The organism is Microcoleus sp. AT8-B5 (assembly GCF_036705565.1).
Lineage (GTDB): Bacteria > Cyanobacteriota > Cyanobacteriia > Cyanobacteriales > Microcoleaceae > Microcoleus.
Genome location: NZ_JAUBUY010000025.1, coordinates 67,912 through 92,200, shown reverse-complemented (window position 1 = coordinate 92,200; position 24,289 = coordinate 67,912). Strand labels below are relative to the sequence as shown.

General features: G+C 46.9%; 15 protein-coding genes and 2 tRNA genes. 13 read left to right on the top strand and 4 right to left on the bottom strand.

All coding sequences use genetic code 11. The features are described 5' to 3' along the window. Positions 1-29: 29 nt before the first annotated feature. Positions 30-1,229 carry an ISAs1 family transposase gene (locus tag QUB39_RS18115; protein WP_333485123.1) on the bottom strand — a complete coding sequence of 400 codons (1,200 nt, stop codon included), beginning with the start codon at positions 1,227-1,229 and terminating at the stop codon, positions 30-32. 196 nt (positions 1,230-1,425) lie between these two features. Between QUB39_RS18115 and QUB39_RS18110 the strand changes: the two genes are divergently transcribed. The 7 genes from QUB39_RS18110 (at position 1,426) to mutT (ending at position 7,039) form a co-directional block, all read left to right on the top strand. Beyond that, entirely contained in the window at positions 1,426-2,451 is a 1,026-nt protein-coding gene (locus QUB39_RS18110; RefSeq protein ID WP_333057353.1) for a site-2 protease family protein, read from the top strand. Between the two features lie 70 nt (positions 2,452-2,521). Further along, the gene (locus QUB39_RS18105) at positions 2,522-3,199 is read left to right on the top strand and encodes a PEP-CTERM sorting domain-containing protein (RefSeq protein ID WP_333057354.1); all 678 of its coding nucleotides are present in this window, start codon (positions 2,522-2,524) and stop codon (positions 3,197-3,199) included. Positions 3,200-3,357: 158 nt separating this feature from the next. Next, a tRNA-Leu gene (locus QUB39_RS18100) sits at positions 3,358-3,439 on the top strand. A 73-nt stretch (positions 3,440-3,512) separates the two neighbouring features. Beyond that, positions 3,513-4,310, top strand: coding sequence for an RNA methyltransferase (locus QUB39_RS18095; RefSeq protein ID WP_333212241.1), 798 nt, complete (start codon positions 3,513-3,515; stop codon positions 4,308-4,310). A 600-nt stretch (positions 4,311-4,910) separates the two neighbouring features. After that, the gene (locus tag QUB39_RS18090; protein WP_333057356.1) at positions 4,911-5,870 is read left to right on the top strand and encodes an RNA polymerase sigma factor, RpoD/SigA family; all 960 of its coding nucleotides are present in this window, start codon (positions 4,911-4,913) and stop codon (positions 5,868-5,870) included. 220 nt (positions 5,871-6,090) lie between these two features. Continuing rightward, entirely contained in the window at positions 6,091-6,432 is a 342-nt protein-coding gene (locus tag QUB39_RS18085; protein WP_172187001.1) for a DUF760 domain-containing protein, read from the top strand. A 202-nt stretch (positions 6,433-6,634) separates the two neighbouring features. Then, on the top strand, positions 6,635-7,039 hold the full coding sequence (gene mutT, locus QUB39_RS18080; protein ID WP_333057357.1) for an 8-oxo-dGTP diphosphatase MutT: 405 nt from the start codon (positions 6,635-6,637) through the stop codon (positions 7,037-7,039). A gap of 54 nt (positions 7,040-7,093) precedes the next feature. On the opposite strand, the gene QUB39_RS18075 is transcribed toward mutT, so the two are convergent. Then, a complete protein-coding gene (locus QUB39_RS18075) occupies positions 7,094-8,332 on the bottom strand; it encodes a histidine kinase (protein ID WP_333212244.1) in 1,239 nt (412 codons plus the stop codon). 89 nt (positions 8,333-8,421) lie between these two features. Here QUB39_RS18075 and QUB39_RS18070 point away from each other — a divergent pair, with 89 nt between their 5' ends. From QUB39_RS18070 to QUB39_RS18060, 3 genes are all read left to right on the top strand, one after another. Continuing rightward, a complete protein-coding gene (locus tag QUB39_RS18070; protein WP_333395765.1) occupies positions 8,422-10,110 on the top strand; it encodes a DUF2079 domain-containing protein in 1,689 nt (562 codons plus the stop codon). Between the two features lie 250 nt (positions 10,111-10,360). Then, positions 10,361-11,548 carry a glycosyltransferase family 4 protein gene (locus QUB39_RS18065; RefSeq protein ID WP_333057362.1) on the top strand — a complete coding sequence of 396 codons (1,188 nt, stop codon included), beginning with the start codon at positions 10,361-10,363 and terminating at the stop codon, positions 11,546-11,548. A gap of 165 nt (positions 11,549-11,713) precedes the next feature. Next, on the top strand, positions 11,714-12,958 hold the full coding sequence (locus QUB39_RS18060; RefSeq protein ID WP_333232224.1) for an MFS transporter: 1,245 nt from the start codon (positions 11,714-11,716) through the stop codon (positions 12,956-12,958). Positions 12,959-13,217: 259 nt separating this feature from the next. Here the strand turns inward: QUB39_RS18060 and QUB39_RS18055 are convergent. Then, positions 13,218-13,291 (bottom strand) — tRNA-Arg (locus QUB39_RS18055). Between the two features lie 78 nt (positions 13,292-13,369). On the opposite strand from QUB39_RS18055, the gene moaC reads away from it, so the two are divergent. The 3 genes from moaC (at position 13,370) to QUB39_RS18040 (ending at position 14,706) form a co-directional block, all read left to right on the top strand. Next, positions 13,370-13,894 (top strand): cyclic pyranopterin monophosphate synthase MoaC, encoded by a 525-nt coding sequence (gene moaC / locus QUB39_RS18050; RefSeq protein ID WP_333212248.1) that lies wholly within the window; start codon positions 13,370-13,372, stop codon positions 13,892-13,894. Positions 13,895-14,081: 187 nt separating this feature from the next. After that, the gene (locus QUB39_RS18045) at positions 14,082-14,339 is read left to right on the top strand and encodes a 2TM domain-containing protein (RefSeq protein ID WP_006633890.1); all 258 of its coding nucleotides are present in this window, start codon (positions 14,082-14,084) and stop codon (positions 14,337-14,339) included. A 64-nt stretch (positions 14,340-14,403) separates the two neighbouring features. Continuing rightward, the gene (locus QUB39_RS18040; RefSeq protein ID WP_333057367.1) at positions 14,404-14,706 is read left to right on the top strand and encodes a DUF3181 family protein; all 303 of its coding nucleotides are present in this window, start codon (positions 14,404-14,406) and stop codon (positions 14,704-14,706) included. A 407-nt stretch (positions 14,707-15,113) separates the two neighbouring features. On the opposite strand, the gene QUB39_RS18035 is transcribed toward QUB39_RS18040, so the two are convergent. Next, complete coding sequence (locus QUB39_RS18035) at positions 15,114-24,116, bottom strand: Ig-like domain-containing protein (protein WP_333485122.1); 9,003 nt, start codon at positions 24,114-24,116, stop codon at positions 15,114-15,116. Positions 24,117-24,289: the final 173 nt, after the last annotated feature.

The window sequence follows — 24,289 nt, the reverse complement described above, 5'->3', positions numbered from 1 at the left end:
CCTTCTTAAGGGGGGTTAGGCAGGGTGGATTAATTGTCAAAAGAGTAAACCAGTGGGGTTAGGCTATTTGCTGACGAGCACGCGCCAGATTTAATTGGTTTGTCTTGATGAGATAAACCGAAAAGTAATTCGCTAACATATTCAAGTTGATTGGCCATAAATCTCAAAGCTTCAGGAAGTGTATTTGTACCGAGCATCCAAGCTAGAGATAGTAAAAATTGTCTGACCATTGCCCAGTTGGCAGGTGCATTGCCACCTCGATGGATGCAGTTATCCTCATTTAACGTCACATCTTTAACCCAATGCAGCCGATTCTCTATTAACCAATGTCCTCGAATTGCCGACGCAAATTGGCTTGCCGACCAATCCTTACTACTTAAATAATAATGCGTTTCAGGGAAATCAACTAACCGACGACGACTTTTTTTGCCTGACCACCTACTGCCAGTTCTTTTGATAGCAATTATATGTTTGACACCCGCCCACGCTGGTAATAACTGAGTAGATACGGGATAAATTGTCGTAGAGCGAGTTGTGGTGCGGCCATGCAAGCGTTCTGAGGTTTGAGCTGAATCGATCGCGCCCACAGATGCGACTAATTTTTGAGCCACTTTAAACAAACTAGATTGATTTTTTTTGATGGTAATTATGTAGTCATTACCTCCATCAATAATTAACTGAACAGTTTTTTTTTGCATGTGCAGTGCATCGGCAGTAATTACTACTTGAGAACCCGCAAGTTGTTGCACGAGTTCTTCAACAACTTCGATTTCACTTCGCTGCTGATTCTCCATAACTTTATGTCGGACTACCCAGCCGTGATCGTGACTGTATGCAGAAACTAGACTCACAAAATTTTGGTAAGAACTATTACCGCCAACACTTGTGCTTTTGATACTTTTACCATCAATTGCCATCAATTCTCCTGGTGCTATCGATAATGTTTCCCCTGCCCATATATTAAAAAGGACGGCAATTACCTCAAAATCTAATGAGAGAATGATGTTTCTAAAAGTTGAGTCGCATGGAAAACGAATATCTGGTGGGAGGTGAAAGAGTTTTATCAGAGTAGAGCGATGATTTTTCGTAAATTCAGCTAAGGGCTTATATCCCCAATATCCCGTACAACTGCCCAATAAAATTATCATGAGTATCAGCCATAAGGGATGCCTAATCCCCCTCGGATGTCGGTGGTCAGGTACTGATTTAATTGCTTCAATTAAATTCATTGTTGATGCACGGCTTAGGATAGTCGAGCGCGAGCGGACGATCATCCGATCGCGCTCGACTATTATAATTTACTTGGGGACAATTAATCCACCCTGCTTATTAAGGGGGGCTAGGGGGGATCAGAATCTCCGCCTAAAAACGAGTAACTCCTATTCAATTAAATCGAAACTTTGTCAGCCAAAGTGACAATCTACCATGCAACTAAAATCAGCCGTACAGTGGATACCTCATCCCGACGGTTATTGGATACTTCGCAATCCCGAAGACATTACCTGTATTCAAGTTGACGACTTTGACAAACAGGTAATTTTGCAACTAAGTCAACAACCACTAACTAATATTCTCGCTGAATACGACCTGGATTTAGAAGACGTGCAAAATCTCTTAAGAGACTTAGCACAAGCAGGAATGCTAGAAGGAACCAAGCCACCGAAAGCCAAATTTAACCTGCTATCCTTCACAATTCCCCTAGTCAATCCCGATGTTTGGCTATCGCGGCACATCGACAAATTCCGCTGGATTTGGACATGGGAATTTGGCTTTTTTCTGTGCGCTTTCATCGCTTCCTCTGTAGCTGTGTGGTTGGCTTCCTCTGCCGAAGTCGCAGCCTCACATCAGCAGTTGTGGATAGCGGGAAAAAATGAGAATATTTTCAAATTTGTATTGCTGACAATGCTGGTAATAGCTTTGCACGAACTCGGTCACGCTTTCACGCTAAAACACTACGGCGGTATTGTTAAAGAAATTGGATTATTGTTTATGTGTTTCATCCCTGGATGTTACACAGATACAACCGACCAATACAGTTTAGTCCGGCGGAAACAGCGGGTTTTAGTAGTAGCCGCCGGAGTATTAATCCAAGTAACAATTTGGGCATGGGCTGTTTGGATGTGGCTGTTATCTCAGTCCAATCCGGTTTGGCATCAAATTAGTTATTTGTTGATGGTAGCCGCCTTGCTGACAGTTGCAATTAATTTAAATCCGTTGAATAGATTCGACGGTTATTATTGGTTAGTAGCAGCAACTGGCATTAACAATCTGCGACAAAGGTCGTTTGATTTTTATGTAGACTTGTTGCGGAGGGAGGAGATTGAGGAAACAGCAGAAACGCAATGGGTTTTGGCGGCTTACGCGCCTTTGAGTATACTTTATACTGTTTGGGTTTTGAGTTATCTAGCGTCATTGCTGGGTAATTTGGTTTTGCGGGTTTGGAGTTTTTAACCGCAGATTTATCACAGGCGGGACGCCCGTGCCACGAAATGCAAATTGATTATTTTAGGGGTTTACTGCAATGAATGTTTATCAAAAGTTGGGAATTGTTGGCGGAAGTTTAAGTTTGGCAGTTGTTAGTCAATGTTTTTCTGTACAAGCTGCTACTCTTACTCAAACTTATACTGTGGATCTGGGTTCCCAGCCATTAAATAGTAGCACTAATGTGGTTTTGCCTAAATTTAATTCGCTGTTAGGAACGCTATTAAGGGCTTATGTTACAGTTAAATCTACTGTTAATAACACTGTTAGCATTACTCCTTTGACTGGAGATTTTATGGGGACGGCGGCGAGTAATGCAAATATTGCTGTGAATATTCCGCTGTTAAAAGTTGACCCTAATTTGACTTTGAGTGTGTTAGCAAGTCCACCGGAAACGAGGATTGCTAATGGCGCTACAGGAAGTGTTAGCGGTTCGGCTTCGGGTACGGTGTCAAAGAGTTATGATTCCCAGCAGTCTCTGAGTGCGTTAAGTGGATGCGATGGAGATACTTTTATCGCAGGTTTGGTGACAACGGGTTTTACTCAAATTCAGGGGAATCCTGTTAGGGGAAGTTTCGATGGTAAGGTTGCGACTAACACTACAGTTAGTGCAATTTATGAGTATGAACCTGTGCCGGAACCGATGACTGCTGTTGGTACGTTGCTGGCTGCTGGAATGGGTTTGTGGTGGAAGAAAAAGGCGGCAAAAAAGGTGTAATATTAATTTGGAGATCCCCCTAGCCCCCTTAATTAACCAGGGTGGATAGGGGGAATCTCAAAGTTCTCCCTATTACTCGCAGCCCACAAAAAAAATAAATTCCCCAAAACACTTGACAGATTCGCGGAGGTATGGCAGAGTAGTAATTCGTGACCGATGCGGAACTGGCGGAATTGGTAGACGCGCATGATTCAGGTTCATGTGGTGCAAGCCTTCCGGGTTCAAGTCCCGGGTTCCGCATTCCAAAGGCAGAAGGAAGTTTGGGGTTAACCCGATACAGGCAATAACCCCATTCGCTCTGCTGAATTAAACAATGCTGACAAGTATTCAAAACCCCCTAGTTAAAGAAATCCGCAAGCTCCACAGCTCGAAGGGACGCAGGGAACAACAATTATTTTTACTCGAAGGGACGCACTTGCTCGAAGAAGCTTGCGCTGCTAAATACCCGCTAGCAACTGTTTGCTGCACTCCCGAATGGCTGGAGGAACACGGGGAACTTTGGGAGGAAGTTGGTAATTTAGCCGATCGCACCGAATTAGTAAGTGCAAAGGTGTTAGAGTCGATCGCCACTACAGTCCAACCCGACGGCATTGTCGCCACCGCACCCCGCACCGCAACAGAGCCCGCAAAATTGTCAACTTTAGGAATAGCCCTAGAAACAATCCAAGATCCCGGCAACTTGGGGGCGATCGTCCGCACGGCTGCGGCTGCTAATGCCGACGGTTTGCTGCTGAGCGCTGAGTGCGCCGATTTAGACCATCCCAAAGTGCTGCGCGCCTCCGCAGGAGCTTGGTTTAAGCTGCCAATGGCAGTCACTCCAGATTTAACCGCCGAAGTCTCCGGGTATAAAAATCGAGGAATGCAAATTTTAGCAACCGTCGCCGGGGCAAGTTTAAGTTATTGGGAAGTAGATTTGCGAGTGCCGACTCTGATAGTTTTGGGCAACGAAGGCTCTGGTTTGTCGGAAGAATTGAGGAGTTTGGCCGATCGACAAATCCAAATTCCCCTGAGTCGCGGCGTAGAATCTTTAAATGTGTCGATCGCCGCAGCCCTCATCTTGTACGAAGCTCAACGGCAAAGAAGTCAGTCGATTTTAGATTTTAGATTTTAGATTTTAGATTGAAGCATTGAGCCCACGGATAAATTCGGGGGCCAGTTTATCCGATACAGGTTTTTTATTTCTGGACGGATGAATCCGGGGGCTTGTCTCCTGGATGTTTTCGGTCATTAGTTATTAGTCATGACTCATTAGTCATTATCTGTTGGGGCGGGTTCATCAATACCTGTAACTTCATATTCAGGGCCGCCACGGGGGGCTGCCCCTACAAGATAATGAAACAGCCCTGCCCCTCTACCAATCTCCCCCTCTGAGATGTGGCGGCTTTTGTTTATATTGATGCACACTGTAAAGCCAGGAAAGCGGGTACTCTCGTATCAACAGTTCAGGCTGGCATGAAATAAATATGAAGAAGTGTAGCCAAGTGCTCTCACAAATGTTAAGATTCTTAACATAACGTAGTATTGTGCTCGCCCCAACCAAAACCTAACCTGAGACGGTGCTGACTGGGAGTAGTAGCTAGCTACCATAAAATTAAGCCTCTTTAAATGGAAGGAAAGCGCAAGTCCCCGCCCGCTTTCCTTCCCAGCTAAAGCTAGGGGTTTGCGACTACCGCAAACCTTTAGAGGCACAGATCCTCAGCGGGAAAAGCTCATGAAAACTCTTAAGTCCTCAGATACAGATTCTGTTCGCGCTTACTTGCGGGAAATCGGCCGCGTTCCCTTGTTGACCCACGAGCAAGAAATACTCTACGGGAAACAGGTACAGCGCTCAACCGCACTGCATCAGGAGAAAAATATTTTAGCCGAAGAGTTAGGCCGCGACCCGACGGCGGCTGAATGGGCACAGGCAGTTGGGCTGTCTGAGGCACAGTTGCAGCGGACGATCGAACACGGGGAAAGGGCAAAGCGCCAAATGGTGGAAGCCAATCTCCGCCTGGTAGTGTCTGTTGCCAAGAAATATATCAAGCGCAACGTAGATTTACTGGATCTTATTCAGGAAGGCACGATCGGGATGCAGCGGGGAGTAGAAAAATTTGACCCGACTAAGGGCTACAGATTTTCTACTTATGCTTATTGGTGGATTCGTCAGGCAATTACTCGGGCGATCGCCGAAAAAGGCCGCACCATCCGCTTACCGATCCACATCACCGAAAAGCTCAACAAAATTAAAAAAGCTCAGCGCCAACTTGCTCAACAGCTTGGTCGCGCGGCCACGGCTGCTGAATTGGCATCCGAGTTAGAATTGACTCCCAAACAGATTCGCGAATATCTCGATCGGGCGCGCCTGCCACTTTCCCTGGACTTGCGCGTGGGAGACAATCAAGATACAGAGTTGGGCGATTTATTGGAAGATACGGGTACTACCCCGGAAGATTTTGCCCTGCAATCTTCCCTGCGGACTGACTTAGACCAGCTAATGGCGGAACTGACTCAGCAACAGCGAGAAGTGCTCGCCTTGCGGTTCGGTTTAGAAGACGGGCAAACCCTAACTTTGGCAAAAATAGGCGATCGTCTCAACATCAGTCGGGAACGAGTGCGGCAAATAGAACGGGAAGCTTTGACCAAACTCCGCAAGCGCAAGCAAGATATCAACGATTATCTAGCCAGCTAGGTAGATTGGGGATTGGCGATCGGGGTCTCCCCCTTGCAATCCCCAATCTAAAATCGTAAAAACCGCCGCTTTTAATTCGGTTGTGCCCACTTGGTTGCTATGATTGTCCTGCTACATTAGTAATTACTTAGTAATAAAGATCAGCAGCGATCAGATAAGGGTTATTTAATTTAACCGCCCGCGTCTAACATAACAAGCTGTGTCTGAAACGGAGGTACTCGTGAGCAACTCATCTAATAAATCCCCAGAATTCTTTGAAGAAGACGGAGAAAATGCCAACTTATTATGGCAATACGTGCAGTCAATGGCTCCCGACACAGTTTCTCAGTTGTCTAAGCCGACTTCTCACGAAGTGTTTCAAGTAATGGAGCGAAATATTGTTGGACTATTGGGGAATTTGCCTTCGGAACACTTCGGGGTGACAGTGACTACCAGTCGCGAACATTTGGGTAGATTGCTCGCCTCGGCTATGATTAGCGGTTATTTTCTCAAAAATGCCGAACAGCGAATGACTTTTGAAAAGTCCATACAAGCCAGTGAGAGACATGGCTCGGACGATTAGTAGATTCTTAACATTTAAGTGATCCAAGTGTCAAGCCCCCCCTCGCAAGATGGGGGCTTAATATTTTAGATTTTAGATTTTAGATTTTAGATTTTAGAGGGTTGATTTTAGAGGGTTGATTTTAGATTAAATAATTGAATAATTATTGATATTATTCTTACATTCCCAATTCCCCATTCCCCATTCCCCATTCCTAATTAATATGTCTCTTCCTCCTGTTGCCCACAAAGTTATCGGCGTTGCTGCAATCTGGAACGATCGCCAACAAATTTTGATTGACAAGCGCCGACAACATGGACTACACGGGGGTTTCTGGGAGTTTCCGGGCGGAAAAATAGAGCCTGGGGAAACCATCGAAGCTTGCATAAAACGGGAAATTATGGAGGAGTTGGGGATTGTCGTAGAAGTTGGCGATCGCCTGATTACGATTGACCACGACTACACTAAATTTACAGTTAGACTATACGTCCACCACTGCCGCTACGTCAGCGGGGAACCGCAAACGATCGAATGCGATGAAATTCGCTGGGTGACACTCGACGAAATTGACCAATTTACTTTTCCCAAGGCAAACGCACAGATTATTGCTGCACTGCGGAAAATTTGAGCTGTAATATAAAATTCGGTTGCTACTGAACAACTGACAAATGACAGCTAACTTTTATTTTTGGACGGGCAGAGTAAAGTGAAAACAACTGCCTCTATCGGGTACGGAGTCTACCCAAATTTGACCGTAGTGCGCGCGGATGATGCCTTGACACAGAGACAGCCCAATGCCGTAACCGTCTTTTGATTTATCTCGCTGCAACCGAAAGCTGTCTTCAAAAATGCTCGCGCAATCTTCTTCAGGAATTCCCGGCCCGCTGTTGCAAATGCTGACTTGAACTTTGTAAGCGGTGCGGTGGAGAATGGACAGATTAACCGTTCCTTGGTCTGGGGTGTACTTGCTGGCGTTGTCAAGCAGGTTGACTATGACTTGTTTGATGCGATCGGGATCGGCATAAACCAAGGGCAAATCTGCGGGAATGTCTGTTTCTAAGTTCAGACTTTTCGCCTGAAATTTGTCTTGAAACTGCAAGATTACATCTTGACAAATCGCCCCCAGTTCGATTCTTTTTGGTTCAATGTGGAGTTGAGCGTTTGTACCCCGGGCTGCTTGCAGGATATCTGTAATCATACGATCGACAATTCGGATTTGGCGGCGGGCTTGTTTCATCAAATGAGCCGCCAGACTCGGTGTCAAACGCGACTTTTCCCCCTCTTTCACCTTCTGACTTGACTCCAAAGTCTCCAAAGCCAAAGATGCGGCAGTCAAGGGATTACGCAAGTCGTGGGCTAGCATCGCAATAATCCGGTCTTTCAACTGCAACTGCTCTTGCAAGTGTTCTTTTTCCTGTTTGAGGCGAAAAACTTCATCAGAAAGCTGCACGAGTTCGGCCGCGCAAGCAACGGAATAGATGGGTTTTGCGTCAGTCAGGGTTTCCGCAATAGCTGCGGCCGACTGCTGCCCAGGTGTGTATTCGTCTACAGAACGCTTCCAGCGGGGCCACCAGTGTTCGAGTTGGGCGATTAAATTGCTGCCGGCGAGAGTTTGTCGCGGATCGGGATGAATTTTGAGCAGCGAGGGAGTGGCTACAAGTTTAAAGTGTTCGGCTAAATCGGGCTGTTCTCCTACGTCGATGATTTGAAGCTCAAAGTCGCACTCTGCCTTCAAATCCTTTAGGGACTTGCGGATGTGTCTGGTCTGTTCCCTGGAAGAGGGACGCTTGTCTACGAACAGCAAAAGCTGTAAAAGCGGTGCGGGATTTACCGGCTGTTCGGGAGAACAGTCAGTGCCGCTGGTGCCGAGTGTTGGATGGACGCTGTTGAGCTTTTCGATCGGGTGAAAATAATTGAGCATTGCCGAGCCGAGTTATTTCACTTCTACTTTAATTTAATACTTACTTTAGATTTATGCTATTGTCCGATAATTTCATTACAGGCGGGCAGATGATATTTTTGAGATGGAAGAAAAATGAGTCGCTGCGGGTGGTGGTTCAAGTGGCGGTCGCCTTTTTTGTGCTGTGCCTGTTGCTGACGCTGCACCGCTACTACAGCTTTTACGCTACTTACGACCAAGGAATTTTCAATCAACTTTTTTGGAACGGCACTCGGGGTCACTTGTTTGAGAGTTCCCTCTCTTCGGCTTTGTCCACTAATGTGGTTCACCAAAACCAGCTTCCGGAGGTATCTTACTACCGGTTGGGTCAGCATTTCACCCCGGCGCTAATGCTGTGGCTGCCAATTTACTCTCTGTTTCCCTCTCCCGTCACTTTGACGGTGTTGCAGGTGACTTTAATTACGGCGGCTGGAGGAGTGCTCTATGCTCTCGCCAGACACTATCTGGAACCCCGGCTGTCGGCGACAATTGTTGTGAGCTATTACTGCGCTAACGCGGTCATCGGCCCGACTATGGGCAATTTTCACGATGTTTGTCAAATTCCGCTGTATGTCTTTGGCTTGCTGCTGGCGATGGAGAAGCGCTGGTGGCCATTGTTTGGGATTCTGGCAACTTTAATTTTGGCCGTGCGAGAAGATGGGGGAGTTGTGTTATTTGGCGTCGGAGTTTACCTGATTTTGAGCCGGCGCTACCCTCGGACTGGTTTGGCTGTCTGCATACTCAGTTTTGGTTATATGATCGTCCTGACCAATCTGATTATGCCTTTGTTTTCTGCTGATATATCCCAGCGGTTTATGATGGAGCGCTTCGGTCAATATGCCGAGGGAGATGAAGCTTCTACTCTAGAAATTATTTGGGGAATGGTGAGTAATCCCGGACGGTTGGTAGCTCAGTTATTTACGCCGTTTTTTGGTAAGATTAGGTACCTGCTTGGCCAGTGGTTGCCATTAGCTTTAGTGCCAGCTTTCGCACCTGCGTCTTGGATGATAGCTGGATTTCCGCTGCTGAAGCTATTTTTAGCAAAAGGAGAGTCGGTGCTGGCGATTAATATTCGCTATGCGATGACTGTGGTTCCAGGGCTTTTTTATGGGGCGATTCTGTGGTGGGCCCAGCGTCAAAAGGAAGAAGATAGAATGGTGAGAGAGGAAAGAATGTTTTTGCGTTTTCCTTCTGCTTTATTTCCTCTCCCTTCTTCTTCAAAGTTTCGCCGCTTTTGGGCGTTTTGCATCTGTTTGTCGCTATTTTTTACCTTCACTTCTAACCCAAATCGGACTTTTTCTTGGATTTTGCCCGATGCGATCGATCCTTGGGTGCAGGTTCCTCTCGTCAGACAATGGCAGCACGTTTTGCAAGTGCGGCCGCTATTGGCTCAAATTCCTGCGGATGCTAGCGTGGCAGCGACGAATACTATTGTGCCGATTTTGTCAAGCAGGCGGGAAATTCTCAGGTTTCCGATGTTGGAACTCCGCAATGATGCGGGGAAGGCAGTGAAGATGCAATATGTAATTGCCGATTTGTGGCAGTTGCAGCAGTATCAGGCTGCGTTTCGCGCGGAACGGGGACAGTTGCGGGAGATCGTACCGGCGATCGATCGAATGTCCAAATCTGGAGAGTACGGCATTGTTGGCTTTGAAGACGGCGCGATTTTGATGCGTCAGGGTGCTGTTTCTAATTCTGCATCAGTTGCTGCTTGGACTCGTTTTCGGCGCGAATTGGAGCCGATTTTGAAGAAACAGTAAGCGGGTAGGCGCGATCGCCATTGCTGCCCTCAGTGGCTCAAATCTTGAGGAAACCTGTTTTTTTCAGGTAATGGCGATCGAGCAATTTCCTGCAAAAACCAGGTTTAGCCATGATTTTCTGTCTTTGTTGCTGCCAAAAGTCAGGCATTCGGCATCAACTTGCGCTCAACTTAAATTTAAGGGTGATAATTATACAATAAATCTGTTAATCCTAAACATTAAGTTATATAAAAAATTTGGAGGAAGAAAGATGAAAATTTTGGTATTGGCATGGGAGTTTCCTCCCAGAATCGTAGGCGGTATAGCCCGCCACGTATCAGAACTATATCCAGAATTGGTGAAGCTGGGACACGAAATTCACTTAATTACAGTAGAGTTCGGCCACGCGCCGATGTACGAAGTGGTGGAAGGAATACGTGTGCATCGGGTGGTGGTGGGGCACGCTAGGGACTTTTTTCACTGGGTGGCGAACCTTAACCAAAGCATGGGCTACCAAGGCGGGAAACTGATGCTTGAGGAAGGCCCCTTTGATATCATCCACGCTCACGATTGGCTAGTGGGAGATGCGGCGATCGCCCTCAAGCATACCTTTAAAGTACCGCTAATTACCACCATCCACGCCACCGAATACGGGCGCTTCAACGGCATCCACAATGAAGGGCAGCGCTACATTAACGCCAAGGAAAACGACCTCGCTTACAATTCTTGGCGGGTAATTGTTTGCAGTGATTATATGCGGCGGGAAGCCGAACGGGTACTAGCGACTCCGTGGAACAAAATAGAGGTAATTTACAACGGAATTAGACCAGATAAAAAGCCCCGATGGCACGAATTTGACGCGATGAACTTCCGTCGTCAGTTTGCTGCAGACGACGAAAAAATAGTTTATTATGTAGGAAGAATTAGCTACGAAAAAGGTATTTCTGTATTTCTAAATGCAGCACCTAAAGTAATTTGGGAAATGGGGGGGAAAGCGAAAATAGTAATTGTTGGCGGCGGCAATACAGACCATCTAAAACAGTTAGCTTGGCATTTAGGAATTTGGAATAAGTGTTATTTTACTGGGTTCATGTTTGAGGAACATCTCGACAAATTTCAGACGGTGGCTGACTGCGCGGTTTTTCCCAGTCTTTACGAACCTTTTGGGATTGTAGCGTTAGAAAGCTTTGCTGCAAGAGTGCCTGTGGTGGTTTCGGATGCGGGCGGACTTCCAGAGGTGGTGCTGCACACTAAAACTGGCGTTGTTACTGAGGCAAACAATCGGGATTCTTTGGCCTGGGGAATTTTGGAGGTTTTGAAAAATCCGGGTTACGCGCAGTGGTTGGTTGACAATGCTTATCAAGATTTGGAACGCCGGTTTAGTTGGCCGAAGTTGGCGATAGAAACCCAGTGGGTTTATGAACGGGTGGTGGAGGAAAGGGCTGAGGTTGATTGGTAAGAATGCTCTTTTTTGACAGTTGACAGTTGACAGTTGACAGTTGACAGTTGACAGTGAGTCGAATATCAACTTTTTTGGGGCAAATCTTAAGAATTTGTAACACAATGATAGAGACACTCGAACTTACTTTGAGTGCACTCATAAGATTTAAAGGGAATTCGCATCTTGAATATTTTTAGGGAAATCGATCCCCAACCCAGACGCAGCTTACTGATTTTATTCACCGCAGGGCTGCTATTCTGGTCGAGTTTGGCTTCGCTACTGCCAACTTTGCCGCTGTACGTTCAATTTGTGGGCGGCACAAAACAGCAAATTGGCTTTGTGATGGGTGCATTTGCGATCGGACTTTTGCTATCGAGGCCACAATTGGGCAAAATAGCCGACAGCAGGGGGCGAAAACAAGTTTTGCTTCTAGGTGCGTCAGTTGCTGCGATCGCCCCTTTGGGCTACCTGTTAGCTCAATCTATCCCCTTACTGTTACTTCTTCGCGCTTTTCACGGTATTAGCATCGCCGCTTTTACCACAGCTTACAGCGCTTTGGTAACAGATTTGTCGCCACCAGGAAAGCGGGGCGAATTAATCGGTAACATGAGTTTGGTAAGTCCTATTGGTCTAGCATTTGGCCCGGCTATTGGCGGATTTGTGCAAGCTGGGGTTGGTTATACTCCTTTGTTTGCGATGTCGGCAGTTTTCGCTGCAATAAGTGTATTTTTTACCTGCCAAATTGCGGAACCTAATTTTGCCGATTTAACAAAATCGGACTCGCTATCGGAGGACAAAAATAGCCAAAAATACTGGAAAATGCTCTGGAATCCGAGAGTGCGGATTCCGGCTTTAGTGTTATTGGTGGTTGGTTTGGTATTCGGAACTTTGAGCACTTTTATGCCTTTGTTTATCCAAGAAACCAAGGCTAATTTCAATCCGGGATTATTTTATTCTACGGCAGCTATCGCCAGTTTCGGTATGCGGTTAGTCACGGGACGGGCTTCGGACAAATACGGCCGCGGCTTGTTTATTTCTGGCGGCTTAATCTGTTATGCCGTATCTATGTTATTGTTGTATTTTGCTAACAACACCAGTGCTTTTTTAATAGCAGCTTTGGTTGAAGGTTGCGCGGGCGGTACGGTTTTGCCGATGATGGTAGCGCTGATGTCGGACAGGTGCGAACCTCATGAAAGGGGCCGGTTGTTTTCGCTTTGTATTGGCGGATTTGATTTAGGCATTGCGATTGCTGGGCCGACTTTAGGCTTTGTGGCTGAACAAGTTGGCTACAGAAATATGTTTGGTTTTGCTGCTGGCCTCGCTGGCTTGGCTTTGCTGATTTTTATTACTCAGTCTAGCAAGGGCTTGTCTAATTCGATGAAGTTTGCGATCGGTCGAGGCAAAGATGTTTATGCTTTGAATCGATGATATTACAGAAGCAAGAAGGAAGAGGCAATCATGGGACTTACCAAAAAACCCGGTTTCTCCCAAAAATCGTGAATCTATGCGACAGATATTGAGGCAGAAACCGGGTTTTTGTTCCCGCGCAGCATTCTGAAAAACAGGCAAGATGCCTGTTCCACAAAGATTAAAAAAGTTCTGAGTTTTAAATCGTGAGTTGAATTAATTTCTTAATTCAAAACTCAAAACTCAGAACTCAGAACTCACAGCTTATAACGTTTTTAAATGGGCTTGGAGGGATTCGAACCCCCGACCTCATGGTTCGTAGCCATGCACTCTATCCAACTAAGCTACAAGCCCCTGTTGAGTTAAGATTTAATCTAAAATTGATTAAGTTCTTTTCTCACAGAATCTAACAGTAACACCATTACCAAAAAAATGCAAGACCTTTCGCAAACTTTTTCTAAATTGCCCGATCGCACACAGCTAACTCACCTCAACAACAGCGGGGAAGCCCAAATGGTGGACGTTTCGGCGAAGGTGCCGACTGTTCGGCAAGCTGTGGCGGCTGGCCGGGTGCGGATGCTGCCGGAGACGTTTGCGGCGATTGAAGCGGGAAATGCGCCGAAAGGTGATGTGTTGGGCACTGCAAGGCTGGCTGGAATTATGGCGGCGAAACAGACTGCACATTTGATTCCTCTGTGTCACCCTCTGCCGCTGAGTAGCGTGGAGGTGCAGGTGATGCCGGATGCTGGGTTGCCGGGGTATCAAATTCGGGCGACGGTGAAAATTAAGGCGGAAACAGGGGTGGAAATGGAGGCGCTGACGGCGGTTTCGGTGGCGGCGCTGACTTTGTATGATATGGCGAAAGGATTGGAAAAGTCGATCGCCATTGAGTCAATTCGCCTGGTGAGTAAAAGTGGTGGCAAGTCTGGAGACTATGAAAATAATGTAGAGGCATAATACCAATTTCATAAAGTAGCGCTAGATATTACCCCCCCAACCCCCCCTTATTAAGGGGGGCTAAGACTTCATCCATAGCACATCTTTAGAAAAATGGTATAAGTTTCCAGCCGAAAGAGGGATGCAGCATTCAAAAAGCTGCACTTATGATTAAAATAGGCACTGAACTACTATCAAGTGAAAAACTATGCCTCCTCGTTGGCCTCGCAAACCCGATCGCAATGATCCAGAGTACCGTCGCTTAGATGACAGGATGAATTTTGCTATCCACGTCGGTCTTTTTTCTGCTACCAATTCTGGGTTGTGGTTTGTTCACAATTTGCAAAAGGCTGATTGGCCTTGGGCAATTTCGGTAACGGGTGGATGGGCTCTAGTAGTTTTGGCCCACGCGATTTACCATTTTGCGATCGCCGATTATTCGCCCCTCACCAAAGATTCTGGCTGAAGGCAGTTGGCGGCGATTTGTTAAGTCTTTTGATTGATAACAAATAACTTTGTGCTTTTTTGATATGGCTAATACTACACAGGCGATCGAATCTTTAGCAGCCGAAATCGGCGAAAATGTCTACATTGACATTGCCAAATGGCATTTGTATCTCAATGATGCCCACCTGCATACAGTTGTTGCCCAACAACTTTATTCGATGCTGGAAGATGGCGATTTAGATGCTGACAAAGTTGGACAAGTTTTGCAAGGAATTCCAGTCAAGTTGGGCGGCGGCAAGCGGGAAGTGCCGCTTGCCGATTTGATTCCGATGCAGTGTCAAGTTCAGTTGATGGATGTGCTTGAGGAATTTCAGCGGAAGATGTGATACAGCAGATTTCACATTTATGAAGTACACCCCCAGATAAATCCCGGTAGGGACACTCCAAGAGCCCAAGGAGTGTCAACTTAAGCTGTGAGTCCGCCAGTCCTCTCGCCAGTCCGCCAGTCCGCCAGGGAATGAATTCCCTGTCTAATAGCTAAAGTCCTCTGAAAGAGGACTGATGAGTTTAAAAATTCTTCTTCTGAGTCCTCTTGAGAGGACTTTCGCTTTGAGGCAGGGGTTTCAACCCTTGCCGGACTATGGGTTGTACTTAAGTTGACACCTATGGGCATTGCCGTATCCTACACTTCCTAAACCTGGAATACGCTGTATCAATTGTTGATTTGGGTTTAAGTGCGATCGCCTTTTTTGGTCTTTTTGTACCGAAGGGCGATCGCGCTTTTTTCCTTTCCTTAAACCAGCATGAAATTAGCCGATGTTATCGCATTGGCACTCACTCCAACCATCACACCTAACTGCTCCCCTGTCAAGAGATTCTTAATAATAGTTCCCTGAGTATTTTGAGTTATTTCTAACTGACCAAAACTCAACCCACCGCTTAATCCAATCAAATCTTGACCCAGAGTAAAATCAGCGATAATATCAAATCCTTCACCAGTTGTTAAGGCAAAGATATCGTTGCCGCTACCGCCAATCAAACTATCATTTCCCATGCCTCCATCCAGGAGATCGTTGCCTTTGCCACCAGTGAGAGTATCGTTGTCTGCGCCTCCGAAAAGAGTATCATTTCCGGCACACCCTCCCAGGATATCTGCTCCTTCATCACCGTTGATTAAGTCATTACCTTCACCGCCGCAGATTGTATCATTTCCCTGTTGTCCAAACAGATTGTCATCACCTTGACTGCCAAGCAGGATGTCGTTACCTTTGCCTCCATATAAGGTGTCATTATCCTTACCACCATCGATGAAGTCATCATCTTTGTTGCCATAAATGATGTCAATACCTTCGCGGCCATGTAAGAAGTCATTGCCTTTGCCTCCGAAGATTAAGTCGTTACCCGACTCGCCAAGAACGATGTCGCTTCCTTCATCTCCGTAGAGAGTATCTTCATCTTTGCCTCCGGCGATGAAGTCATTGCCTTGGTTGCCATTAATAATGTCATTATCGGCACCACCGTATAAGTTGTCATCCCCGGATTTGCCCTCGAATATGTTGGCAGCATCGCTACCTAGTAATTCATCGTTTTGGGCAGTGCCTATTTGAATGTCGGATGCGTCGAGTATGGTGTTTTCAACTGAGTTGGGTCGGTTTAAGTTGGGATAGGTAATTTGGTCGCAGATGCACTCATCGTCTGAGAGGTTATTAGTTGTTGGCGTGGGAGTTGCTGTTTCCGATGGTGTCGGTGTTTCCGACGCTGTTTCCGATGTTGTCGGTGTTTCCGAGGCTGTTTCTGATGGGGTCGGGGCGATCGGTGTTGGTGTGACGGGTGTGGTGCCAGTGTCAGTGCCGGTTTCGGTAGAGTCCTCCGAGCCATATTGTACGTTTTTGACAGTCAGGGGGCTTTCAACATTCGCCTCTGCAATCATCTTGTCAAAAGCAGCGCCCGTGTTTTCAGCAAGCGCCTCCTCAATGTTCTTCGTACCAGCCCCCACTTGCTGGAGGTCTTTAGCCACCTCAGCTAACATCGCCTTTTCCACTTGAGCGAGGCGAAGCGCCGCCTCTGCGATCGAGATATTACTGGCTGCAATATCGCTGATGCGCTGATTGCCAGCAGCAATGATTTTTGCCACATTGCCTGCTAGACTGGCAACTTCTGGCTTTTGCACGCTTTGGGCAACTGACTCAATCAACTTCTGCAACAGAGCCGGATCGCTCAAGTTTACAGGAGTTCCCGGCTCTACAACCTTAGATAGCTCTCCGATGACTTTTGTGGCAATCTCCACTTTAGAAAGATTGGAAGCACTGGCAAATAAATTGGTCACCAAGACAATTGCAACTTGAACCTGAACGTGCGGGCTGTAGATAATTAACCCAGTAAGTTCATTGTCCCGCATCGCTTCGATCGCATCGTAATTGCCCAAGTCAACATCTGCCGGAATTCCCAAAGCCGCCTGCACCTTGGCTTGAGCCTCTTCTGCATCCATTCCTTTGCGCTCTAACTCGCTGACCAAGGTCGTAAGCGGAGTGATGGTCGTACCTTCAGAAGCAAACAGGGGCGTTTCCAGAGGCAAATTCGTGGCAGTATTGATGCCACCAATTCCCACCACCCGGCCCTCTTCCGGGTCTAGGAAACCGCTTTGGTTGGTATCGAAATTAGGGACAAAAATATCTAAATCATAGGTACCGTCAGCGTTAGTAATCGTAAAGGGTTCGTCGGGATCTAGAATTCCATTAAAGTTGCCATCAAAGAAAACCTCACCCCCAGTCACTTCACTGTTAAACAGCTTTCCAAAGAATTTACCGACAGCTTTGCCTGCCTTGACGACTGGCTTCACACCACTGCTAAAGCTCTGAACGGTATCCTTAATAGCCGCTTTAGGACCTTGGCTAATCATGTTGAAGGGTAGAGTCAGCACTGAACCCACAACGTTTCTGCCAGTGTTAGCTAACTTATTGATCGGTTCTAATATGGGAGCCGGCAAAATCTTTTTGATAACAGGGTTATCTGTTATAGCAACAGCTAAGTTTAAAGCGCGGTAAGCCGGATTGAAATTCAAATAGGTCTTGCCCGTAGCCTCAGCAATTCCTCTAACTGTAAAGGATTTTGGCAGAACTGGAAAGGGAACAAACACATCGAACAAGCTGGGAGATTTTGATGTCCCTTGGGGAGTGGTAGAGTTTCCAGTTTCCCAACCAAATTTTGCCAGTGGGAAAGTTGCCAGGTTGTTCTGGTACAGGGTTTTCTTTAACGGCCCAATACCTGCTGTGGCTCGAATATCCAACGAACCATTAATTGTGCCGGAAACTGAATTGATGATATTCCAAGGTTGGGCGGTGTTGAGGACAGTATCTATCTCGGAAGCCCGCAATTTCCCATCGCTTCTACCTTCTCGCTCTCCAGCATCTCGCAAATCGACGTTGACATTTCCCTTGATTCCGCCCAGGATGTAAAAATCGGCTACCTTAATATCTGGGCCAGCTTTGGCAGCGATATTTGCGGAGATTGTCAGTTCGGGAACGTCTTGGCCAGTTCCGTCAGCGTTCTTGCGATCGCTGACATAAAAGCCATCTCTTAACAATTGGATTTTATCCGAGGCGTAGTTCGTTCCTTTCCACTGTTGCAGTCCGTAGGTGTCATAGCCAAATTTTAGGTCAGCCTTTGCTTTCAAGTTTCCTTCAAAGCCTACACTCACCGGTGGGAAAGGAGGCAGAGGCTTTGTAATATTTATCGGCACATCCAAATCCAGATTGTCCAAATTCAGGGTCACAATTGGGACATCTGGTTTGCCTAAAAGTAGCTGGATGGCTGTTTCTGGCTTAGTGATAATTGGCACGTCCAGTCCATCAACCACCTCTAACGCTGTCAGAAGTGCAGCAGCTTTCGGATTTTTTTTCTTAAGCTCTTCCTTGCCTATTTCAACGATAGCTTTAGCCTGCGGAGATGTTTTCTCGAACTCTTCTATCCGTTTTAACGGGTTGTAATTATCTAGTTTAAAAGAGCCGAGATCCATCAAAATAGTCTCATTGTTTTTGATGGAATCGTTAACCAGCTTAGTCACCCGGTCTAACTTGACGATTGTTTCTATGAAGCCAGTGGATATTGGTCGGCCTGACAAACTGGAAAGGGTAGATACCATTTCGATGACACTGACCCGCTTCCGGTTGCCATCTATATCCTTAAACAAATTCTCCAGCCCGATTTTGGAAAATATCTGCGTGTCCGCATTCAGGAAATCAATAACTGGCCGAAAGGGTTTAAGAACCTGGTCAACCTTAGTGAAAACAGGTTGGGCAATGCCGGTTATAAATTCGCCAAAATCCAGTTTTGCATTATTGACCTCAACATTGGGTATGCTAGCAGAACTGACGGATTTACCGTTGACGTAATCAGCTTTTGGAAACCCGAACTTCATCTCGAAGACCAAGTTGGGGAATGCTTTGCTGACCACATTTGTCCGGCCTTTCAGGCTCAGATCCCCACTGGTGGAGAATGTAGACTGTGATAAGTTTTGCGGGTTGTAGGAACTATTGAGTTCTGCCTCGGTCAGGCGATCGCCATCATTGATACCTCCCAGATTATCTAAGTCATTCAGCTTGAGCTGATATGTGCCCCCAATTTTAGTGCGCTTGCCTTCGGTGGTATTTTCGTTGAGGGTGGCTGGGAAAAATCCTAGTTTTGCAGAAGTCTTGAACGAGTCATTTAGACCAAACCCCAGGTTAGTCGTCAGATTCGTTTTGGTCGTATCGATATAGTTGCCAAAAGTTTTGCTGTTACCCAGGCTGAAGTTTAACTGATAATCGAGGTTGGCATTCCCATTACCATCGGCGTTAAAGCCAAGGGCAGGCATTCCTATATCTTTGAGGACGTTAACTGTACCGAGTTGATATTTCCGGCCTACTGCAATATCCCAGGTGCTTTCCTCGTTAGTCGTATTCTTTTGAACCCTAATGTTGAAGTTAGTTCCTAGAGAACTCCGCAGGTTTGTTTGTAACTGCTCTGCCGTTAAATCACTACCTGTTTTGAGCGCATTAACCAGGCCATTTTTGAAGCTACCAATAAAATCTTGATTGAGGTTCTGGAAGGGGCCGATGATGGGAAGCTTAATACTTTCCTGTTCTTTTTTAAGAATTTCATCCAGCTTGGTCAATCCAGTTTCTACAATGGAAAAAACCTTAGTATCAGCGGCGACAGCAGTGGTGAAATTCCAAGCAGTTGCACCTGTAGTACCGGCATAATTATTACCAGCTAAATCTTTAATTGCACCGCTGGCAATTTCAACGTAGTAACCAGTACCGGGCGCTAAATCTGCTGTGGGATTAACTGTGACTGTACTACCGCTAACCGTGACATTTGTTGAGGTAACATCAATGGTTTCTACAACTGAGTTGTCGGAGACTTTCTTGATGACAATATTGCCGATGCCTTTTTGTACGGCTTCACTCAAGGTGACGACTAAATCAGCAGCAACTGCAACACTGGTGGCATTGTCTGCGGGGGTAAAAGTGGCTGTGGGGGCTGTGGTATCAGCGGCGACAGCAGTGGTGAAATTCCAAGCAGTTGCCCCTGTAGTACCGGCATAATTGTTGCCCGCTAAGTCTTTAATTGCACCAGCAGCAATTTCAACGTAGTAATCAGTACCAGGCGCTAAATCTGCTGTGGGATTAACGGTGACGGTACTACCGCTAACGGTGACATTTGTTGAGGTAACATCAATGGTTTCTACAACTGAGTTGTCGGAGACTTTCTTGATGACAATGTTGCCTGTACCTTTGGCAACAGCTTCACTCAAGGTGACGACTAGATCCGCACCGACGGCGACAGCAGTAGCGTTATCTGCGGGGGTGAAAGTGGCTGTCGGGGCTGTGGTATCAACGGCAGCCGCAGTGCTGAAATTCCAAGCAGTTGCGCCTGTAGTACCGGCATAATTGTTGCCTCCTAAGTTTTTAATCGCACCGGCAGCAATTTCAACGTAGTAATCAGTACCGGCAGCTAAATCTGCCGTGGGATTAACGGTGACTGTACTACCGCTAACCGTGACATTTGTGGAAGTAACATCAATGGTTTCTACAACTGAGTTGTCGGAGACTTTCTTGATGACAATATTGCCGATGCCTTTTTGTACGGCTTCACTCAATGTGACGACTAAATCAGCAGCAACTGCAACACTGGTGGCGTTATCGGCTGGGGTGAAACTGCTGGCTGTGGGCGCTGTACCATCAAGGCCGTTACCTTGAATGGTAAAGGTATAAGTAGATTCGTCGAGATCGTTGCTGGAAATATTAATTCGTGCGGTGCGAGTGCCGATAGCCGAAGGTTGGAAAGTAATTTCAAATGGGGTAGCTTGACTGGCACTAATAGTGTTGGCTGGTAATGTCTTGACGGTAAAATCACTGGCATTGGCCCCTGTAATGGTGACTACAGGCGTACCCGATAACGTCAAATTACTAGAACCCAAATTTTCAATGCTAAAGGTGCGAACTAGCGGGCTACCAACTGGGGTATCAGCAAAAGCAGTGCCATCAATTGTCGTGGGTGTAATATCTTGATTGGCGATGGAAGTACCATTGCCTTTGAGATCAATTTCCGGCGGGTTAATGAAGAAAGCTAAATCATTAGAGGCATTGGCATTGCCGTAGTTGAAGATATAGTTCCCACCCCCATAAGGGTTGGTATTCGAGAAAGAGAATGTACCTGTTCCCTCAAAAATAACGGAGTAGGTTTGCCCACTGGTAGCCGAATAAGGAGTGTCTAATTTAACTGTTTTCCAACCCATGCCCGATGGGAGTGATATGCTCTGTTGATAGGTAGGAGTACCTTTGTTCCCGCCAGCACCGCTGCCATTACTGCTGTTGTAAATCAATAAATTGCCAGTAAAAGCACCTCCGGTATAAACCGCAATCTCGCTAATTGTTCCATTCTCAGAAGCTGTGAAGCTCTGTCCCTGATGATTGGTATTAGCACTACCGTTTTGGGTTAATTGCGGGATGGGAGGAATCGGCAGCGTGGAAGCGGTGAGGGTTGTGAAGTTCCAACTGGTTGGCCCTGTAATCCCGGCATAATTGTTACCAGCCGAGTCTTTAATCGCCCCGCTAGCAATTTCTACATAGTATTCGGTACTTGGTGCGAGGTCAGCGGTAGGATTAATGGTGACAGTAGAACCACTGACGGTGACGTTAGCTGATGTGACATCAATGGTTTCAACAACTGAGTTGTCGGAGACTTTCTTGATGACAATATTGCCAGTGCCTTTTTGTACGGCTTCACTCAAGGTGACAACTAAATCAGCAGCAACTGCAATATTAGTGGCGTTGTCTGCGGGGGTGAAACTGGCTGCTGTCGGTGGTGTGGTGTCAGCTACGGTGCTGAAATTCCAAGTGGCAGCACCTGTAGTACCGGCATAATTGTTACCAGCTAAGTCTTTAATTGCACCAGCGGCAATTTCAACGTAGTAATCTGTACCCTCAACTAAATTTGCTGTGGGATTAATGGTGACGCTACTGCCAGTAACTGTGACGTTAGCTGAGGTGACATCAATGGTTTCCACCACTGAGTTGTCGGAGACTTTCTTGATGACAATATTGCCAGTGCCTTTTTGTACGGCTTCACTCAAGGTGACAACTAAATCAGCAGCAACTGCAATATTAGTGGCGTTGTCTGCAGGGGTGAAACTGGCTGCTGTCGGTGGTGTGGTGTCAGCTACGGTGCTGAAATTCCAAGTGGCTGCACCTGTAGTACCGGCATAATTGTTACCAGCTAAGTCTTTAATTGCACCAGCGGCAATTTCAACGTAGTAATCTGTACCCTCAACTAAATTTGCTGTGGGATTAATGGTGACGCTACTGCCAGTAACTGTGACGTTAGCTGAGGTGACATCAATGGTTTCTACAACTGAGTTGTCGGAGACTTTCTTGATGACAATATTGCCGATGCCTTTTTGTACGGCTTCACTCAAGGTGACGACTAAATCAGCAGCAACTGCAATATTAGTGGCGTTGTCTGCAGGGGTGAAACTGGCGGCTGTCGGCGCTGTGGTGTCAGCTACGGTAATCGTTCCATAGGTATTACTATTATCAGTAGCAGTGGTACTGGCATTTGTGGCAGAATTACTACTGTAGGTCACTCCTGATGCTGTTACGGTTGCACCAGCGTTCACGAAAATAGCACCGCTTTTACCCTGACCGGGCTGAGCGCTAAATCCGCCCGCACCTCCAGTGGCGCTGTTGTTATTAAACGTGGCATTCGTTAGCACCAGAGAACCATTGCGAAGGAAAATGGCTCCGCCTAATCCAGCTCCGCCGCCACCGCCAGCGTCGTAACCATTGCCGCCGAAACTGCCTCCTAAGCCACCGCCGGTATTCCCGCTACCACCACCACCACCAAAGCCACCATTACCACCAAGGCCGTAGGTAGAACCGTTAGCAGCAACGCCCGCATTACCACCACCCCCACCGAATCCTCCAGAACCGCCTTGACCCGATACACCGCTAAACTGGCTAGCACCACCGGCACCGCCGCCACCAAAGTCACCTCCTTGACCGCCGTTGGTACCATTAGCATTGAAAGCACTGAGGCCACCGCCGCCACCCCCACCGAACCCTCCGTTGCTAGCAACTCCACTATTGCTGGTTGTGCCGCCCGTGCCGCCGTTGTTACCAAAGAAGCTACTGCCACCACCGGTACCCCCACCAGTGGTGCCATTAGTCCCAATGTCACTAAATCCGCCGCCACCACCCCCACCACCAGGTTGGTAGCCACCTGAGCCACCGGCTCCGCCGAAGCCGCCACCACCACCCAAACCATTAGAAGCGCCTCCTTGACCGCCTACTGCCTGGTTCTGGGTAAAGGTAACATTATTGATGGTTACTTGAGCGGGCAGTGAAGTTCCGTTGCCATTGATAAATAATGCACCACCAGCCCCTAGTCCACCACCACCGCCAGCAGCACCATTGCCACCATTGCCGCGTCCGCCATGCAGGGTGAGGTTGCTAAAACTCACTGTGCCTTGGTTAACAAAGAACAGGCGCACATCACCGTTGTCATTAATGCCATTATTATTGGCATCCCCACTTATCTTTACGAGGTTCAGCCCAGTCCCCTGAATGCTCACACTGTCATCGACGATTAGTTGCGAATTGAGGCGGATGGTTTGGGAGGTGTTAAATACACTGGGATCGAAAACAATGGTGTCTGCACCGGTCTGGGTGTTGGCTTGGGCGATCGCCTCGCGCAACGACCCCGCCCCACTGTCGTTGGTGTTCGTCACGGTAAAGGTGGCAAGTACCCCGTCATACTTCTGTGATCCTTGTGTCTGAAAAGCTATGGGAGTCTCAATGTTGCCGGTGTTTACCTCCAAAGCCCAGTCGCCACCTAATGCTGCATTACCGGTCTTGTTGGTAGATGCTGCCACATCCGCCCCTGTGATTTGACTCAGGCGCTTTACGAAGTTTTCTCCAACTTCTCCGGCTGCTACATCGCATCCATAAAGTAGAATATCCCCATTTGCTGTCAGCGCACTTCCCCACTGTTTTATCTGAGCGCTAAAATTTTCTAGGTTATTGTCATTGAGTACGTCTGCACCGAGTTTTAAACTGCCTTCGCTGCCGTGAGAAACTATATGAACTGCTTCAATATCTTTTTGATCTGCCAAGGCTTTAGTAATTTGGTCGATCGCGCTGGAATTTTCATTTAAAATCACAATTTGAGCGGGATCGATGCCTTGGATCAGGCTTTGATAATCTTGTACAGAGGAGTCAACGAAAATAATTTGCTTGTTCATGGTTGGTACGTTCATAATTCCTGACATCCTTGATATCTATATATTGTTTACATCCAAGTCCGGCCGGGGTTTCAACCCCCGCCTCAAATCTTAAGTGATCCCTATGATGACTGAAGAATTTATTAGTTCTATTGCTTAAATAAATCGGGCGGTAAAATTGTTAGCCCGTTCCGCTGGAGGATTAAATA

Coding starts and splice junctions, on each gene's coding strand:
- moaC (WP_333212248.1), top strand. CDS start 13,370: ATGCAAGACCTTTCGCAAACTTTTTCTAAATTGCCCGATCGCACACAG.
- QUB39_RS18105 (WP_333057354.1), top strand. CDS start 2,522: ATGAATGTTTATCAAAAGTTGGGAATTGTTGGCGGAAGTTTAAGTTTG.
- QUB39_RS18095 (WP_333212241.1), top strand. CDS start 3,513: ATGCTGACAAGTATTCAAAACCCCCTAGTTAAAGAAATCCGCAAGCTC.
- QUB39_RS18115 (WP_333485123.1), bottom strand. CDS start 1,229: ATGAATTTAATTGAAGCAATTAAATCAGTACCTGACCACCGACATCCG.
- QUB39_RS18065 (WP_333057362.1), top strand. CDS start 10,361: ATGAAAATTTTGGTATTGGCATGGGAGTTTCCTCCCAGAATCGTAGGC.
- QUB39_RS18110 (WP_333057353.1), top strand. CDS start 1,426: ATGCAACTAAAATCAGCCGTACAGTGGATACCTCATCCCGACGGTTAT.
- mutT (WP_333057357.1), top strand. CDS start 6,635: ATGTCTCTTCCTCCTGTTGCCCACAAAGTTATCGGCGTTGCTGCAATC.
- QUB39_RS18090 (WP_333057356.1), top strand. CDS start 4,911: ATGAAAACTCTTAAGTCCTCAGATACAGATTCTGTTCGCGCTTACTTG.
- QUB39_RS18070 (WP_333395765.1), top strand. CDS start 8,422: ATGATATTTTTGAGATGGAAGAAAAATGAGTCGCTGCGGGTGGTGGTT.
- QUB39_RS18040 (WP_333057367.1), top strand. CDS start 14,404: ATGGCTAATACTACACAGGCGATCGAATCTTTAGCAGCCGAAATCGGC.
- QUB39_RS18045 (WP_006633890.1), top strand. CDS start 14,082: ATGCCTCCTCGTTGGCCTCGCAAACCCGATCGCAATGATCCAGAGTAC.
- QUB39_RS18035 (WP_333485122.1), bottom strand. CDS start 24,116: ATGAACGTACCAACCATGAACAAGCAAATTATTTTCGTTGACTCCTCT.
- QUB39_RS18075 (WP_333212244.1), bottom strand. CDS start 8,332: ATGCTCAATTATTTTCACCCGATCGAAAAGCTCAACAGCGTCCATCCA.